Origin of the sequence: Streptomyces sp. MRC013 (assembly GCF_023614235.1) — a bacterium.
Taxonomy (GTDB): Bacteria; Actinomycetota; Actinomycetes; order Streptomycetales; family Streptomycetaceae; genus Streptomyces.
This window is the reverse complement of sequence record NZ_CP094264.1, coordinates 3,530,814-3,547,195: the sequence shown is the minus strand read 5'-3', so window position 1 is coordinate 3,547,195 and position 16,382 is coordinate 3,530,814. Positions and strand designations below refer to the sequence as shown.

The following is a 16,382-nucleotide window of genomic DNA, read 5'->3' as shown; positions in this document are numbered from 1 at the left end:
ACCGGACCCTCGGGCCGGCCGCCGATTACCGGGGGAAGACGGCGCGGGAAATCCAGGACGGCCTCCGATCAGCAGAGGACCTCCTGAGGACCACCGTGGCGAAATGAAGGAAGGCCGCGGCGCCCACCCCGCCAAGGGGGCACCGATCCGTTTTCCCTTCCGGTAATCGCCTGCCCCGGGAAGGAACGGACGCGACCGGCGGGCGCGGCGGTGCGGGACCGGAAAGGGCTTGGTAGCCTGGTCTCCCGGTAAAAGAGGATTGTCCGGGCTGCCCTCGACGTCGATGTGGTCGATCCGCCAGCCCCGTTGACGCGCATTCTGCCGCGCCCCTCGCCGACCGGCTGTCGGGCCTGAGCGCCCGAGCTCCGTCGGCCCCGCCCCGAACGTCCCGTGCCGGCGGGTGCTGTGAACCGGTCGGTGCCGTCACCTCCACGTTTCACCGAGGAACAGTCATGCGTACGCCCTTCCCCTCCCTCTCTCGTCATTCGCGTCGGATCACGGTCGGCGTCGCCGGCGCGGCCCTGGTCGGCGTCACGCTGGCACCGCCGGCCCTGGCCGGGCCGGCGACGCCGACCAAGGCCGCCGAGGCGGCCGCGGCCCCGGCGCAGCAGCCGAGGGGGGCACAGCCATACGTGTTCAGCTACGGATACAACAACCACCTCTCACTGGGTGGCGGGAATTTCACCGTAGGCGGCCGGGTCTACGTGGTGGTCAAGCTGAATTCAGGCGCCACGCACTACGGCAAGTGGGTGGTCGCGCGGCTCGGACAGCGCAATCCCGGCGGTACGTTCCACGTCGAGACCCACATTCCCTACCACTGCCCGCCCGGCAAGAACGGATACGCCCGCGGCTACGACGCGGCCACCGGCACCTGGTCGCCCAAGCTGCCCGTGTCGGTCTGCGTCCGCTTCGACTGAGCGTGGCGCCGTGGACGATCCGCGGCATGCCGGTCGACCGGCGTCGTCTCCGGTCGACCGGCGAGCCGGTGGCGGCGTCGGGCGACGCCGGTGACTCCACGGCCGCGCCCCCCGCCGACCGGCTGTCGGGCCCGAGCGCCCGACCCGGCTCGCCTCGGCCCGACCCGTCCCGCCCCGCCGGTTGACCGCCCCGTCGGCATCCGGGCGTCAGCGCCGGGGTGGTGGGGCCGGGATGCCGGGGTCCTACCGGGCGCCGGGGTGACGGGGCCGTACCGGACGCCGGGATGCCGGGGTGACGGGGCCGTACCGGACGCCGGGGCCGTCAGAGTCGGCGTCGGCGTCGGCGTCGGCGCCCACCGCGGCAGCGGAACCAGGACACCGACCCTGCTTTTCGACCGCAAACACATTCGGCCCGTCATGTGGTCACGGTTCCGGTATTACCGGATCCCCTCTCCTCCCCGGGAGCGGCGGGATTTCACAACACGCCGGCGGAAGGATTTCGCAAAGGTCGCGCATCCCGGCCGTCCGGCCTTCCCGCCCCTCCGCGCCGACCTGCCCCGAGGGGCGGGAGGCGGCGGCGTGCCGCTCGTACGGCAGGTCACAGGGGGGTTCCTCCGGCGGAGCGCCGCAGGTCCGGTATGCCGCCCGGGCATACCGCTGCGGCATTACCCGAGACCGTGACCGCGCCTTACTCTCCGATACCAGCGACAGCGCTGTGCCCCTTCGCACAGCCGGCATTCCCTGCCGTCACCGAGCGGACGCCAGCCTCAGCGGCGCTTTCCGAGAAACGCGCTCGGGACGAAACCATCACCGCATCACCGATCACAGAAGCACTTCGACATGACCGAAAGGGCATTCTGATGCAATTACGCGCTCTTTTCCGCCTGGCGCGGACGTCCCTGACCGGGGTGGCCGCCGCCGCGGTGCTGCTGGCCGGCGCGGGCCTGTCCGCCGCGCCCGCGACGGCGGCCCCCCGGGAAGCGGGCACGGCGGCACGCGTCGTCGAGACCCCGGTGGAGACGGACGTCACCCCGGAGAACTGGGAGCAGATCGTCCGGTACTCGTTCGAGAAGCCGGTGGTGCTCGACTTCGGCAGCGAGATGTGCACGGGCTGCGAGAAGCTCGCCGAGGACCTGCACAACCTGGTGCAGCGCGCCAACGGGGCCTGGATGGTGGGCAGCGTCGACCGGGCGGTCTTCCCGGAGCTGCACGCCAGGTTCGACGTCACGACGCTCCCCACCCTGGTGGTGCTGCGCAACGGCAAGGACCAGAGTGGCGTGGTGCCCAGGTTCGTGGGCTACAACGACACCTCCGCCGACTGGGTGAAGCTCTGGTACTGGACCCAGGACGTCAAGAACGGCGACTACCCGCCGGTCAACCCGCCCGACCCCGACATCGAGGTCACCGTCACCACGGAGAACATCGACGAGGTGGTGCGGAAGTCCCACGAGAAGCCCGTGATCCTGCAGTTCGGCGCCCCCTGGTGCAGCGCGTGCAAGGAGCTGAGGCCGCACATGCAGCAGTTCGCCCGGGACGACGACGGGGCCTGGCTGCTCGGGCAGGTCAACGGCGACGCCTATCCCGCGCTGAACAAGCGCTTCCTCATCAAGGGCTACCCGACGCTGATAGCCCTGGTGGACGGCAAGGAGATCGCCCGCCGCCTGGCCTACAACGGGCAGCCGCAGACCTACCGCGACTGGGTCGACTCCGTGCTGGCCGCCGGCTGACCGCGCGACCACCGCACCGTCGGTCACCCGCCCCCCGCCGCCGTGCGGGGGCGGGTGCCTTCGTTCCGGCCCGCGGGCGGCGCCGCGAAGCCGCCGCCCCGGGCCGGGGCCGGGGCGGCCCGGACCGTTCCGGCGTCCCCGGGAGCCGCCCGCGGGCCGGCCGGTCGCGGTTCCGGCTGTCTCCGTCGGCCGCGCCGGTCGTCCGTCGCCCCCGCGGGCTTGCCGGGATTTGCCGATGCCCCCGCAGAACGGTGACGCACGGTGCGCACGACTCCCCGATCCGTCACCCGACGTGACGCTCGACGGCGAGGGTTGCCGGTCTTTGCGGTGCCCGCCCCACCGGTTGCCAGTCGGCCTCCCGGGTGCGACGGTTCCGCACAACGTCGGCCGGGCCCGGCTTCAGGGGCCGCGCCCCGCGTGTCCGCACCGGGAGCCGTACGAGACACAGGGCATGGAAGGATCACGATTTGTCATGAGCATGACTTTAGGATTCCGGTGGCGCACCGTCGTGACCGTGGCCGCCGCCGCACTGGCGCTGACCCAGGCGCCGGCCGGCGCGGCACCCGCCGCGGAGCCGGCGCCGCGGACCGGCGCGATACTCGGCGACGGCGGACCGGGCGCGATCGACGGGGCGTACATCGTCGTCCTGCGTGAAAGCGCCGTCACCTCGTCGGGCGTCGGCGCCCGCGCCATGAGACTGGCCGACGCCTACGGCGGGACGGTGACCCGCACCTACCAGGACGCGCTGCACGGCTTCGGCGTGCGGATGTCGCGCGAGGCGGCCCGGCGCCTGGCCGCCGATCCGGCGGTCTCGTACGTGGAGCAGGACCGCACGGTGCGCACGGTGGGCACGCAGACGCCGACGCCCTCGTGGGGACTGGACCGGGTCGACCAGCGCGCGCTGCCGCTGGACGACTCCTACACCTACCCCAACACGGCCGCCGGCGTGCGGGTGTACATCCTGGACACCGGTGTCCGGGCGACCCACACGGACTTCGGCGGCAGGGTCGTCGGCGGACGGGACATCGTCGACAACGACGACGACCCCGGCGACTGCAACGGCCACGGCACCCACGTGGCCGGGACGGCGGCCGGCACCTCCTACGGCATCGCCAAGGGCGCCACCGTCGTACCGGTACGGATCATGGACTGCGGCGGGCGGGGCGCCTGGAGCGACGTGATCGCCGGGATCGAGTGGGTGACCGCGGACCACGACCCCGGGGAGCCGGCCGTGGCCAACATGAGCATCGGCGGCGGCACGATGCAGTCGGTCAACGACGCGGTCGCCGCCGCCATCGGCGACGGCGTGACGTTCGTGGTCGCGGCGGGCAACGACAACGCGGACGCCTGCCGGACCTCTCCGGCGAGCACGCCGGAGGCCATCACGATCGGGGCCACCGACGAAGCCGACCGGCGTGCCTCCTTCTCCAACCACGGCACCTGCCTGGACCTGTTCGCGCCCGGAGTCGGCATCACCTCCGCCTGGCACACCGGTGACACCGCCACGACCAGGATCAGCGGCACCTCCATGGCCGCGCCCCACGCCGCCGGGCTCGCCGCGGTGGTGACGGCGGCCCACCCCTCGTACATGCCGCGGCAGGTGCGGGACGCCATGGTCGCCGACGCCACCGCCGGCGTGGTCGCCAACCCCGGCACCGGCTCGCCCAACAAACTGCTCCACCTGGTGAGGAGCGGCCCCGTCGAGGACGACTTCTCGGTGACCGTGGACCCGTCGAACGTCTCCCTGGAGCCGGGCGCCAAGACCACCCTCACGGTCGGGACGTCCACCGTGTCCGGTGCCCCGCAGCAGGTGGCGCTGTCCGTCGCCGGTCTGCCCACGGGTGCGAAGGCCGCCTTCGACGTGGACACGGTGACCAGCGGTGAGTCGGCCGCGCTGACCGTGGCGACCGACGCCACCGTCCCGGCCGGTGTCCACACCGTCACCGTCACCGGCACCGGCGAGGGGGTCGCCCGCACCGCGTCCTTCTCCCTCACCGTCACCGCCCCCGCCGGCGGCTGCGACAAGTACCCGTACGTGAGGAGGGGCGCCCTCGCCACGGGCGGCAGCGCCTACCAGCCCGAGGGCGGCTTCTACCACAGCGCCGTGAGCGCCCGGCACGAGGGCTGCCTCGACGGCCCGGACGCCGCCAACTACGACCTGTACCTGCAGAAGTGGGGGAGCCAGGGCTGGGCCACCGTCGCGCAGTCCGTCGCCTCCGGAGCGGACGAGAAGCTCACCTACGCCGGCACCTCCGGCTATTACCGCTACCGCGTCCACGCCGTCAGCGGCAGCGGCGCCTACACCTTCGGGTACGTCAGGCCCTGACGGTCCCCGCCACGGGCCGTCGAGCGCGAACCGCCCCCGCCCCCGCCCGGCCGGTGCCGCGCGGGGGCCGGACGGCCGGCGCTCGGGGGCCGTCGGGAATCGGGGGCCGTCGGGGCTCGGCGCTCCGGGTCCTCGGGCCTCCGGGCCGTCGGGGCTCGGGGGCTCGGGGGCTCGGGGGCTTCGGCCCTCCTGGCCTCCGGGGCCTCGGGCTTCCTGGGCTCCGGACCTCCGGGGCTCGGCGCTCCGGACCCCCTGGGCTCCGGGGCCTCGGGCTTCCGGGCCTCCGGGCCTCCGGAGCCCCGGGGCGGGGAGCGTTGTGTCCGGGCGCCATCCGGGCCACACTCGTGCGACCCCGCTCCACCCCCACCCTGCAGGAGTGAACGGTGACCGCTACCGTCACGGACGGGACCGATCCGGCGGCGACCCCGCTGGCGGCCTCGCTCCGCCGTCTGCGGCGGCAGTCCGGCTGGTCCCAGGCCCGGCTCGCGGCGGAACTCGGCTACCACCACAGTGTGGTGAGCCGCTGGGAGGCCGGTGCCCGCAAGCCCTCCCTCGCCGTGGTCCGCCGCATCGACCACGTCCTGGACACCGGCGGCGAGCTGGCCCGGTACTGGGCCGGTGCCGACGGCGGACGGTCCCGCACGCCGCCGCGGGAGGAACCGCTGCCCGGCCTGCCCGGCCCCTCCCGCGGCGGTGAGGGCCCGCAGGTCGTACCGGACCACGCCCCCTGGCCCGTACGGTTGCCCCACCACGGCGTCGACTGCCCGCTGCACCCCTCCGCCCACTGCGCCGTCCCCCCCGACCGAACGGGCCGCCGAGATCCACCGCGCCTTCGTGTCGGATCCGGCCCGGCACACCGCGCCGGACGCCGTCCATGTGCTGGCGGGCCACCTGGCGGTACGCCTGCACACCGCCACGGAGCAGGGCCTCCCCCGCGGTGACGCCGTCGAGGCGGTGCTCCGGCCGATCGTGCGGGCGCTGGCGTCGGCGGAGGGCCCGTACCGGACGGCGCTGCACCGTCTGGCCGCCTCGTACGCCTCCCTCGCGGGGCAGCTGCGCATGCTCCGGGGACAGCACGGAGCCGCGATGGCGCTGTTCACCCGGGGGCTGCGGTGGGCGGCGGACGGTGAGGACGTGGGCCAGCGGGCCGCCCTGCTCAGCGACATGAACCTCCTCGCCCGCATGGAGCACGACGGCGCCAGTGCCGTGGAGTACGCCGAGGCCCTCCTCGCGACCGCCCGCGACCGCGTCTGGGTCCGCGCGCTGGGCCACCTGAACCTCGCGCGCGGTCACGCCGCCCTCGGCGACCTGGGGGAGACCACCCGCAACGTCGCCCGGGCGCGGGCCCTCCTGGACGAGCGCGGCCCGGACGACGGGGACGGACCGGAGTGGATCTCGGGTGAGCGGGGCCGCGCCCTGGTCGAGGCGGGCATCGGCGGGGCGCTGCGGGACATCGCCGTCTGCGCGGCGGACCGCGGGCTCGCGCGTGCCGCGCTGAGCGCCACCGAGTACTCCATACGGCTGGTGCCCGCCGGTCAGCGGCCGTCGGCCGTACTCCTCTCACTGCGGCGGGCCGACTGCCACGCCTGCGCCGGGCAGCCCGACGACGCCCTCGCCATCACCTCCTCCGTACTGGCGGAGGCGATGGCCACTCCGCTGACGACCGTCTGCCACGAGTTGCGCGGGCTCCGCAGCCGCATCGCGGCGCGCTGGCCCCACCCCGCCCACCCGCCGGCGGGGTGAGCCCGGTCCGCCGCGGCGCGGCGGACCGTTCCGGGCGCGGTGGGGGCCCCGTCGGCCCGGTACGCCCCGAACCCCCGTCAGCGACGGGGCGGGTGCGCGCGGGCGCGCCTCCGCGCCAGACGGAGGGAGAGGGCGCCGAGGACGAGGCAGCCGGCCGACACCGCCGCGAGGGGGAGGAGGCCCGGCGCCGCGCGGTGGCCCGTACCGGCCAGTTCCCGGGGGAGGCGGCCGGGGGAGGCGGGGTGCCGGGCCCGGTGCCGGCGGCCGGGGCGGTGAGGGCGAAGCGGTACGGCGGGGACGTGCCGACCCAGTCGCCGTCGCCGCCCCTGCGCTGCACCACCGCCGCGGCGGCCGTCACCTCGTCCGGGCGGGTGCCGGACGCGAAGGCGAGGTGCACCGGGACGCGGACCGTGCCGGACGGCGGGACCGTGAAGCCGCCGAAGGCGCGGTCGGTGTCGTCGTCGAGGACGCCGACGACCTCGCGGTGGTCGGTGTGCTCGGCCCGTACCGCGCGCGGGGGTCCGCCCGGTGCGGTGGAGAACGCCATGCGGACCGAGGCCGGCGCGAGCCGGCCCGAGGCGTCGGTGAGGACGATCACCGGGTGGATGTTGCGGCACGGCCGCCGGGTGGTGTTCGTCAGCTCGACGTACCAGGTGCGGGGTGCCGCGCCCGCCTCGTACACCGCCGGTCCGCCGGCGATGCGGGTGCGGATCGGGAAGGCCGCGGCCTCCGGGTCGCCGCAGCTCGGTTCGCGGCCGTCGACCGTCGCACCGGCACGCGGTCCGGTGGACGCGGTGCCGCCGGCGTGCCGGGCACCGCCGAGGTGCCCGGTGCCACCGGTGTGCTCGGTCCCAGCGGCGTATGCGGCGTGGGCGGTGCTCCCGGCGTGCGCGGCGTACGTGGTCCTCCCGGCGTACACGCCCTGCGCGGCGGGCCTCGGGGCCGGGGCCGGGAGCGACGGGATCGCGAGGGCGGCCAGCGCCGCCGCGACGGCCGGGGAGGTACGTACGCGCATGGGGACTGCCTCCGCTGCTCGCCGGCCGGTCGTCCCCGAAGGTCTTCCACCGGCGCGGGGCCCTTCTCCGCCCGTACGGCACGATGCGCCCGATCGGCCCAGCACCCGGCCGGGCCGGGGACCCGGGCCGGACGCCGGAGCACGGGCCGGGACCGGCCGGTTCCCCGCACCGCCGTCCGCCCGGCCGACGCTCACGCGCCGGGCCGCTCCGGCCGGTGCAGTACGGCCCGTTCGGCCGCGCTCCAGGTCGTGCTGGTCACCACGTACAGCGCGGCCGCCAGCGGGACGACGGCGACGGTCAGGAGAGTGGCGAACGGCATCAGCGGCATCACCCTGAGCAGCGCCCCCATGCCGGGCGCGGCCGCTTCCGCCCCCAGCGCGGCCGTCTGCGCCCGGGTGGCGCGGTAGGTGTACGCGGCGACGGCGGCGACCAGGGCGAACAGCGCCAGGTACACCAGTCCGGCCGACCCGAGGGGACCGCCCTGGGCGAGGGCGTCGGTCCACCGGCCGTCCAGCGACGCCCCGAGCAGCGCGTGGCCGGACAGCTCGTCACGGGAGAACAGGTGGTACAGCAGGAAGAAGACCGGCACCTGGAGGAGGCCCGGCAGGCACCCGGCGAGCGGCGACACCCGCTCGCGCGCGTACAGGTCGAGCACGGCCCGCTGGAGGCGGTCCGGATCGCGGGCGTACTTCTTCCGCACCGCCGCGACCTGCGGCGCGAGCCGGGCGCGGGCCCGCTGGCCGCGCGCGGCGGCGACGGCGAGCGGGAGGAGGGCGGCGCGTACGAGAACGGTGAGCAGGACGATCGCGGCGGGAGCCGGGACGAAACCGGAGAACCACAGCAGGAAATCCACGAAGGCGGACAAGGGAGACCTCTGAGTCGTCGTGCCGTCGTACCGACGGCCGGGCCGGAGTGGGGAACGCACGGCGTGGCGGCGGAGCGGGCGGCCCGGGGCGCGCGGGGAACACCCGCCCGCAGTCGACGGACCGACGGACCGACGGACCGACGGACCAGCGCCTCAGCACGCGCGGGATCCCGGTGAAGCCCGATGGGCCGGTGAACCCTCGACGGGGCCGGTGAAGCCCGGTGGGTCAGCGGGTCGTGGCCGCGACCGCCGCCGGGAGACGGCGTCCGGGCGCCCTGGGACGGCGGCGCCCCGAGGCGTCGGGGTCGCGCTGCGGCAGGAACGCGGTGCGCCGGTCCCGGTCGCGCAGGGCGGTGCGCACCCGCGTGGGCGGCACGGACGGGACGGCGCGGGCGCCGACGACGGCGCAGGCGACGAGTGCGGCGGCGGCGAGCGCCACGGCGGGGAGGGAGGGCCCGTCCGTCAGAAGGGCGACGGCGAGGAGGAGCGGCAGCAGCAGGCGCAGGAACGTCCCGTACACGCGGCCTCCCCCTCTCCGGACGGCTGTTCTCCCCGTCACCGTACAGGAGTTCACCCGGCGGGCGCCCCGGTGCCCGGCGGGCCGGACGTGCGCGGGGCCCTCCCCGCCGGCCGGGCGGGTGTCCCGCCGCGTGCCCGGCCGGTCCGCCCACGCCCCCTCTGGGGGCGGGGCGCACGGCAGTACGGTGGTGACCATGCGCCTCGACACGCCTGCTGACCACACCAACGAAGCCGAGCGCCTGCTGCGCGCCGCGGAGCAGTACCCCGGGGACCGCGAGCCGCTGTTCCTGCGGGCGGCCGCGCACCTGGAGCTGGCCGGTGACCGCGCCCGCGCGACGACGCTGTACGACACGCTGCTGTCCACGCCCCCCGGGCCGGACGACCCCCACCTGGTGCGGGCGCTGAAGGCGGCGAACCTGTGGGAGTACAGCCACGAGGCGGAGGCCCGCGCCATCATCGACGGCCTGCGGGCGACGACGCCGACGGACGCGGCGGCGTGGGAGATCGCCGGGGAGGCGCTGGAGGCCCACGACGAGCTGGAGGCGTCGGAGGAGACGTTCACGGCGGCGGCGCGGGCGCTGGTGCCGCTGCCGCACGAGCAGGAGGTGCCGTACGCGGCGCAGTCGCTGCTCACCTCCCGCCACCGGGTGCGGCGCCTGCTGGGGCGGGAGCACGACGACTGGGACGTCCTGGCGGACCGGCTGCACACGGGCGCGGTCCCGCTGGACGAGCTGCACGACCCGAAGCGGACCTGGGCGCTGGGGTCGTCGGACCCGGCGGAGCTCCGGGCGGAGATCATCCGGCTGCGCAGCGAGCTCGGCTCGTACCGCTCGGCCCTGTCCCGCCCCTTCCCGGTCGCCGTGCTGCTGTGGCCGCGCGAGGAGCTGGCCGAGCTTCTGGCGGCCTACCCGGAGCTGGAGGCCGAGTACCCGACGCACGAGGCGCACCTGACGGACCTGGAGGCGTCGCTGCGCGAACTGGCCGCGGCGGGCACCCCGAACCTGGGCGTCGTGCGGGGCACGGTCCCGTCGTACGAGGCGTTCGCCGCGTCCGAGGGCGCCTCCCCGTCCCACGCGGCGCTCCTCCCCCAGTACGCGACGGTCCTCGCCGCCCGGGGCCGTGCCCTGCCCTGGCCCCCGCCGCGCACCTCCCCCTGCTGGTGCGGCTCGGACACCCCGTACGCCGACTGCCACGGCGGGATGCGGCTGTAGGACCGGGGAACGCAGTGACAAGGGCCGGGGGCACGGCCGTAAGGCCCCGGGTGCTGTTGCAGGGCCGGGGGCACGGCGTAGGGCCGGGGGCACGGCGTAGGGCCGGGGGCACGGCGTAGGGCCGGGGGCACGGCGCGGGCGTCGGACACGAGTGCGGCCGTTCACCCCTCACGTTCCACCCGTCCGCGGTAGTTTCATCCTGAACCACCGTCGGCCGGCCCGACCCTCCCCCCACACGTCCCGGTCCTGTGTGCGCGAGGGAGACCTGTGTCCATGAGCAATCCGTACCACCAGCCCCCCGTCCCGTCCCCGCCCCCGGTCCCGGGGACGCAGCGGCCGCTGCGCCGCATGAAGCGCGTGTGGGGCGGCGGTCTGCTCCTGCTGCTGATCGGCGCCGGCTGCGGCGCGACCGGCGACGCGGGCGACGCGGGCGGTGGGGCGGCGGCTGGAGCGTCCCCGGCCGTCACGGTGACCGCCACGGCCACCGCCACGGCCACCCTCACCGCGTCCCCGTCCGCCGAACCGGCCCCGGCGGCCACGGTCACCGCCACCGAGACGGTGACCGCGACGGCGACCGTCACGGCGACGGCCACGGTCGCCCGCGAGGCCGACGGCGGCGGGTCGGGCGACGGGTACGGCGGGTCGGGCGACGGCGCGTCCGATGGCGACGCCTACTACGGCAACTGCTCCGCGGCCCGCGCCGCCGGCGCCGCCCCGGTCCACCGCGGCGACCCGGGCTACGGCCGCCACCTCGACCGCGACGGCGACGGCGTCGGCTGCGAGGGCTGACCTCCACGGGGGCGTCCCACCGCGCACCACCCCGCACCACCGCGCCCCCGCGTCCACGGCCGCCACCGCCCCCTCCCCCCCTCGCACCGCCGCACCGCCGCACCGCCGTTCCCCGCGTCCCCACCGTCCCGCCGCCTCACCGCGCCCCGCCCCGGCCGGGCGCCGCCGTCCGCGGGCCGCGGAGGGCAGCCGTCCCCGGGCCGGGGCGACAGGGGCGCGGTGGCCCGGACCCGACGGCGAAGGTTCGGGGCCCGGACCCGGGGCGCGGGGCGATCGGGGCTCGGGCCCGGCGGCGGGGGCGGGCCGGGGCGCGGGAAGGGCGGGTTAGCCTCGGGGGGTCGTCGATGTGGCAGGAGGGTTGTCGTATGGCCAGGGTTCCGGTGTCGGTCGTCGCCGCGGGCGGGCTCGTCGGCGGGTACGGGGTCGCCCGGTGGACGAAGAAGCGGCCGCTCGGCGGGGTGGCGCTGGCCGCCGCGGGGGCGGTGGCCGCGCGGGAGTGGCGTCGGCGCGGCGGCAACGCCGCGGCGGCCGGGCTGAGTGCCGCGTACGTCGCGGCGTTCGCCGGGTCGCACCCGCTGGCGAAGAGGATCGGAGCCTGGCCGGCGGTGTTCTCCGTCGCCGGCGGGATGGCCCTGGCCTCCTGGGCGGTCACCCGGCGCGCCGGCTGACCCCCGCCGGTCCGGGCGCCCGCGTACCGGCGGGCGCCTCCCCGCGGGTGCCGGGCGGGCGTCCGGTCATCCGCCCAGGGCGTGGGAGACCGTGTGGATCAGCAGGCCCGCCAGTGCGCCCACCACCGTGCCGTTGATGCGGATGAACTGCAGGTCGCGGCCGATGTGCGCCTCGATCTTGCGGGAGGTCTGGTCGGCGTCCCAGCTCGCCACCGTGTCGGTGATCAGCGAGGTGATCTCCCCCCGGTAGGTCGTCACCACGTACGCCGCCGCGTCCTCCAGCCAGCCCTCGACCTTCCGCTGGAGCTGCGCGTCCGTCGTCAGCCGGGCGCCCAGGGAGAGCAGGGAGGCGCGTGCCCGCAGCCGCAGCTCGCTCCGCTCGTCCTCCGCCGCCGACACGATCATCGCGCGTACGGCCCCCCACGCCGACGCGATGACGTCCTGCACCTCCGGCCGCGCCACCAGCTCCGACTTCAGGCGCTCCACGCGCGTCCGCGTCTCGGTGTCCGCCTGGAGGTCCGTCGCGAAGTCCCCGAGGAAACGGTCGATCGCGCCCCGCGCCGGGTGCCCCGGCATGTCGCGCATCTCGGTGACGAACCGCAGCAGCTCCTTGTAGACCCGCTCCCCGACCTTCCGGTCCACGAACCGCGGCGTCCATCCCGGGGCGCCGCCCTGCACGGCGTCCATCACCGAGTCGCCGTGCACGACCAGCCAGTCGTGGGCGCGGGCGCAGACCAGGTCGACCGCCCGGCGGTGCGCCCCGTCGGCGACGACGCGGCCGAGGGTCTTGCCGATGCCCGGCGCGATCTCCGCCGCCTCCGCACGGCGGGTGATCGCCTCGCCGACGACGGCCTGGACGTCGGCGTCCCGCAGGACGGTCAGGGCGCCGCGCAGCGCCGTGGACAGCTCCGCCGTGACCCGGCCGGCGTGTGCGGGCTCGGACAGCCAGGTCCCGAGGCGGCCGGCGACGTCCAGGGCGTGCAGCCGGGCCCGTACGACGTCCGCCGAGAGGAAGTTCTCCCCGACGAACCTGCCCAGCGCCTCGCCCAGCTGGTCCTTCTTCGTCGGGATGATCGCCGTGTGCGGGATGGGCAGGCCCATCGGGCGGCGGAACAGCGCCGTGACGGCGAACCAGTCCGCGAGCGCGCCCACCATGCCCGCCTCGGCGGCCGCCGCCACGTAGCCGGGCCAGCCGGCCACACCGGAGGCCTCCGCCCAGGTCGCGAGCGCGTAGACCACCGCCACCAGGAGCAGCAGCGCCGTCGCCGTCGCCTTCATGCGGCGTACCCCGCGGTGCTTCTCCGCGTCCTCCGCCGTGTACGAGAAGCCGCCGGCGCCCGCTGTCCGCGCCGACCTCGTGCCCGTTCCCGTCATTCGCTCCGCCCTCGCCGGCCCTGGGGCCCGTCTCGCCTCCGGGCGCCGTGAGCGGGCGCCGCCGGGGGCGGGCGCCGAACGCCCCGTACCTCCGCGCCCGCCCCGCGACGGCGCCCGCACGCCCCTTCGGCTCGCGGGCCGGCACCGCCGCTTGTCCTATTCCAGGTACTCCCGGGGCGGGCCGCTAGTTCCGGGGCGGCGGCTTTTCCCGGCGCGTGCGGGCTTTCTCACTCTTTCGGTCCCCGCCCGGCCCCCGCCGCCGCGCCCACCGCACGGGCCCGGCGGCGGAGTGCCCGGCCCCCGGGAAGGCCCCTCGCGGCCCGCGCCCGCCGGACGGGCCGCACCGTGCGGTCGGCGGGGTCCGGCGGCGCGGCCCGGCGGCGGGGTGCCGCGGGGCCGCCGGGGAGTCCCTTCAGGACCCCGCGCCTGGGGTGGTCCGCGCCGGCCGCCGTTCGGCGTACATCTTCGCGATGACCGCCTCGATGTCCGGCTCCCGCACGGACAGGTCGACCAGCGGGTACGCCCCGGCGATCTCCGCGACCAGCGGCGCCGCCGACGCGGACGCGGGGAACGCCAGCCACTGCCGGGCCCCCTCGACCCGCACCACGCGGGCGCCGGCCACCTCGACGGGCGGCGCCTCCCGCTCCAGGTCGACGACGAGCGTCCGCTCGCCCGCGCCCGCCTCGTGGAGCCCGGCCGGCGTGCCGTCGTACACCAGCCGCCCGTAGTCGATGACCATCACGCGCCCGCAGAGCTGCTCGATGTCCGTGAGGTCGTGGGTGGTGAGCAGGACCGTCGTGCCCCGCTCGGCGTTGAGGTCCCGCAGGAAGCCGCGGACCTTCGCCTTCGACACGACGTCGAGGCCGATCGTCGGCTCGTCGAGGTAGAGCACGTCGGGGTCGTGGAGCAGCGCCGCCGCGAGGTCGCCGCGCATCCGCTGGCCGAGGGAGAGCTGGCGGACGGGCACCTCCAGCAGGTCCGCCAGGTCGAGGAGTTCGACGCACCGGTCGAGGTTCTCTCGGAAGCGGGCGTCGGGGATGCGGTACATGCGGTGCACCAGCCGGTAGGAGTCGCGCAGCGGCAGGTCCCACCAGAGCGTCGTCCGCTGCCCGAAGACGACGCCGATGCGGCGGGCCAGGCGGGTCCGCTCCCGCGCGGGGTCGATGCCGGCGACGCGCAGCCGGCCGCCGCTCGGGGTGAGGATGCCGGTGAGCATCTTGACGGTGGTGGACTTCCCGGCGCCGTTCGGGCCGATGTAGCCGACCACCTCCCCGCGCGCCACGCGGAAGCTCAGCCCGTCCACCGCCCGCACCCGGTGCCTCTCCCGGCGCAGCGGGCCCACCCGGCGGCGCACGTCGAAGACCTTCTCGACGCCGTCGAGGTCGATGAAGTCGGCTTCCCCGGTGGTCATGTGTCAGCTCCCCGTGCTCCGGTACGAACGGATCCCCGCGCGCCACGCCAGTCCCGCCAGTACGACGCACCCCGCGGCGACCGCCGGGGAGGCGAAGGCCGCCCACGGCGGCAGCCCGGCCGGCGCCTCCCGGCCCAGCACGTACGAGGCGGGCACCCAGTTGACGAACGCCAGCGGCACGACGTAGACGGCACCCCGCACCAGTTCGACGGCGAAGATCGACGGCGGGTACTGCAGGAGGGTGTTCCCGCCGTACGTGAAGGAGTTGGCGACCTCCGCGGCGTCCTGCGCCCAGAACTGGAACGCCGCCCCGGCCGTCATCAGCGATCCGAAGATCAGGGCGCCCGTCACGACCGTCAGCGGCACCGTCAGCGCCTTCAGCGGCGTCCACTCGACGCCCTCCAGCACCGCCAGCGACCACACCAGCACCAGCAGCCCCTGCGCAAGCCGGCCGAGCCGCCGCAGCGCGAACCGGTCGGCGGCCACCTGCGCCAGGACGGGCGCCGGGCGCACCAGGAACGTGTCGAGCGTGCCGTCCCGCACGCGCCGCCCGACCTTCTCCACCTGGCCCATCGCCAGGTCGGCCAGTCCGAAGGCGGTGCTCGTCGTCCCGTACAGGAACGCCACCTCGCCGAAGGCGAACCCGCCCAGGCCCCGCACGTGGCCGAACATCAGCAGGATCACCACGAAGTCGAAGAAGTTCGCCACCAGGTTGGTCAGCAGCGTCATGGCGAAGGAGAGGCGGTACGCCATCGTGGAGCGGATCCACATGACGGCGATCAGCCGGTACGCGCGCAGCCCGTCCGCGACCGCCGCCACGCGCCCGGCGGGGCCCGGCCCGCCCCCGTGGCGCGGTGCCCTCCCCGTCGGGCGGGCGGGGCGCGGCGCGTGCGGGCGCGGGGCGGGGAGGCCGCCGGCCGACGGCCCGGGGGCGGCGCGTGCGGGCGCCGCCGGGGAGGGCGCGCCGGGCCCCGCGGCTCCGGGGCGCTCCGGCGGAGGGACATCAGCCACCCTGGATCACCACCCGCCGCGTCGCGACCGCCTGGAGCGCGCGGCCCGCGGCCAGCAGCACCAGGGCCCAGCCCGTCTGGAAGGCGTACGCCTCCGGCAGCGCCCAGCCGGTCCGCTTCTCCAGGAACACGTCGGCCGGGACCTGGAGCACCGACGCCCAGGGCAGCGTCCGGGCGACCTCGCCGAGCACGCCGGGGAAGACGGTCAGCGGCAGCAGCATCCCGGAGAAGAACACCCCCGACAGCCACGCCGCCTGCACCACCCCCGCCCCGTCGAGCAGCCAGAACACGGAGAGCGCGACCAGGTACCGGAGCGCGAAGCCCACCGCGACGCCGAGCAGCACCGACACCGCGAAGGCGAGCCAGGTGAGGGGGTGTTCGGGCAGCGCCAGGTCGAAGACGAGCGCGCCGACCGCCATCGGGACGACCCCCCGGCCGAGCAGCTGGAAGGCGGCGCGCCCCAGGTCGGCCGCGAACCACCACAGCTGGAGGTCGGCGGGCCGGTGGAGGTCGACGGCGACGTCACCGGTCCTGATGCGCTGGATCAGCTCCTCCTCGGCGCCGCCGCCCATCAGGGAGCAGGCGGCGAGCAGGGACTGGCCCAGCCAGACGTACGTCAGGGCCTCGGCCGCGTCGTAGCCGCCGAGGCGGGGGCGCTCGTCCCACAGGGCCGTGTAGGTGAACGCCAGGACGAAGCCGAAGACCGTGTTGGTGAACACGCCGGCGGCGGTGGCCACCCGGTAGGTGGCGTGGCGGCGGAAACCGCCGGTCAGGACGGCCCAGTACAGCCCCATGCCACCGTCCCC

Annotated in this window: 14 protein-coding genes; 7 read left to right on the top strand and 7 right to left on the bottom strand. The window is 76.1% G+C overall.

Annotated elements, in window-relative coordinates:
* Positions 1-452: 452 nt before the first annotated feature.
* From LUW75_RS16220 to LUW75_RS16205, 4 genes are all read left to right on the top strand, one after another.
* On the top strand, positions 453-917 hold the full coding sequence (locus LUW75_RS16220; RefSeq protein ID WP_250336254.1) for a hypothetical protein: 465 nt from the start codon (positions 453-455) through the stop codon (positions 915-917).
* An 860-nt stretch (positions 918-1,777) separates the two neighbouring features.
* Positions 1,778-2,644, top strand: coding sequence for a thioredoxin family protein (locus tag LUW75_RS16215; RefSeq protein ID WP_250336253.1), 867 nt, complete (start codon positions 1,778-1,780; stop codon positions 2,642-2,644).
* Between the two features lie 472 nt (positions 2,645-3,116).
* Entirely contained in the window at positions 3,117-4,970 is a 1,854-nt protein-coding gene (locus LUW75_RS16210; RefSeq protein WP_250336252.1) for a S8 family peptidase, read from the top strand.
* Between the two features lie 383 nt (positions 4,971-5,353).
* Positions 5,354-5,911: a helix-turn-helix domain-containing protein gene (locus LUW75_RS16205; RefSeq protein ID WP_250336251.1), complete on the top strand. Its 558-nt coding sequence runs from the start codon at positions 5,354-5,356 to the stop codon at positions 5,909-5,911.
* A gap of 677 nt (positions 5,912-6,588) precedes the next feature.
* On the opposite strand, the gene LUW75_RS16200 is transcribed toward LUW75_RS16205, so the two are convergent.
* The 3 genes from LUW75_RS16200 to LUW75_RS16190 all read right to left on the bottom strand — a co-directional run bounded on the left by LUW75_RS16200 (position 6,589) and on the right by LUW75_RS16190 (position 9,114).
* Positions 6,589-7,728 carry a hypothetical protein gene (locus LUW75_RS16200; protein ID WP_250336250.1) on the bottom strand — a complete coding sequence of 380 codons (1,140 nt, stop codon included), beginning with the start codon at positions 7,726-7,728 and terminating at the stop codon, positions 6,589-6,591.
* 191 nt (positions 7,729-7,919) lie between these two features.
* Positions 7,920-8,594, bottom strand: a complete 675-nt coding sequence (locus tag LUW75_RS16195) for a YidC/Oxa1 family membrane protein insertase (protein ID WP_250336249.1) — start codon at positions 8,592-8,594, stop codon at positions 7,920-7,922.
* Positions 8,595-8,820: 226 nt separating this feature from the next.
* Positions 8,821-9,114 carry a DUF6412 domain-containing protein gene (locus LUW75_RS16190; RefSeq protein ID WP_462933743.1) on the bottom strand — a complete coding sequence of 98 codons (294 nt, stop codon included), beginning with the start codon at positions 9,112-9,114 and terminating at the stop codon, positions 8,821-8,823.
* A gap of 193 nt (positions 9,115-9,307) precedes the next feature.
* Here LUW75_RS16190 and LUW75_RS16185 point away from each other — a divergent pair, with 193 nt between their 5' ends.
* The 3 genes from LUW75_RS16185 (at position 9,308) to LUW75_RS16175 (ending at position 11,781) form a co-directional block, all read left to right on the top strand.
* Complete coding sequence (locus LUW75_RS16185) at positions 9,308-10,324, top strand: SEC-C domain-containing protein (RefSeq protein ID WP_250336248.1); 1,017 nt, start codon at positions 9,308-9,310, stop codon at positions 10,322-10,324.
* Between the two features lie 273 nt (positions 10,325-10,597).
* Entirely contained in the window at positions 10,598-11,113 is a 516-nt protein-coding gene (locus LUW75_RS16180; protein WP_250336247.1) for an excalibur calcium-binding domain-containing protein, read from the top strand.
* A gap of 365 nt (positions 11,114-11,478) precedes the next feature.
* Entirely contained in the window at positions 11,479-11,781 is a 303-nt protein-coding gene (locus LUW75_RS16175; RefSeq protein WP_250336246.1) for a hypothetical protein, read from the top strand.
* Between the two features lie 66 nt (positions 11,782-11,847).
* Here the strand turns inward: LUW75_RS16175 and LUW75_RS16170 are convergent, their stop codons facing one another.
* The 4 genes from LUW75_RS16170 to LUW75_RS16155 all read right to left on the bottom strand — a co-directional run bounded on the left by LUW75_RS16170 (position 11,848) and on the right by LUW75_RS16155 (position 16,370).
* Positions 11,848-13,155: a DUF445 domain-containing protein gene (locus LUW75_RS16170; RefSeq protein WP_250336245.1), complete on the bottom strand. Its 1,308-nt coding sequence runs from the start codon at positions 13,153-13,155 to the stop codon at positions 11,848-11,850.
* A gap of 412 nt (positions 13,156-13,567) precedes the next feature.
* Complete coding sequence (locus LUW75_RS16165; RefSeq protein ID WP_250336244.1) at positions 13,568-14,566, bottom strand: ABC transporter ATP-binding protein; 999 nt, start codon at positions 14,564-14,566, stop codon at positions 13,568-13,570.
* A gap of 3 nt (positions 14,567-14,569) precedes the next feature.
* Positions 14,570-15,385 carry an ABC transporter permease gene (locus LUW75_RS16160; RefSeq protein WP_349816425.1) on the bottom strand — a complete coding sequence of 272 codons (816 nt, stop codon included), beginning with the start codon at positions 15,383-15,385 and terminating at the stop codon, positions 14,570-14,572.
* Positions 15,386-15,569: 184 nt separating this feature from the next.
* Positions 15,570-16,370, bottom strand: a complete 801-nt coding sequence (locus LUW75_RS16155; RefSeq protein WP_250336243.1) for an ABC transporter permease — start codon at positions 16,368-16,370, stop codon at positions 15,570-15,572.
* Positions 16,371-16,382: the final 12 nt, after the last annotated feature.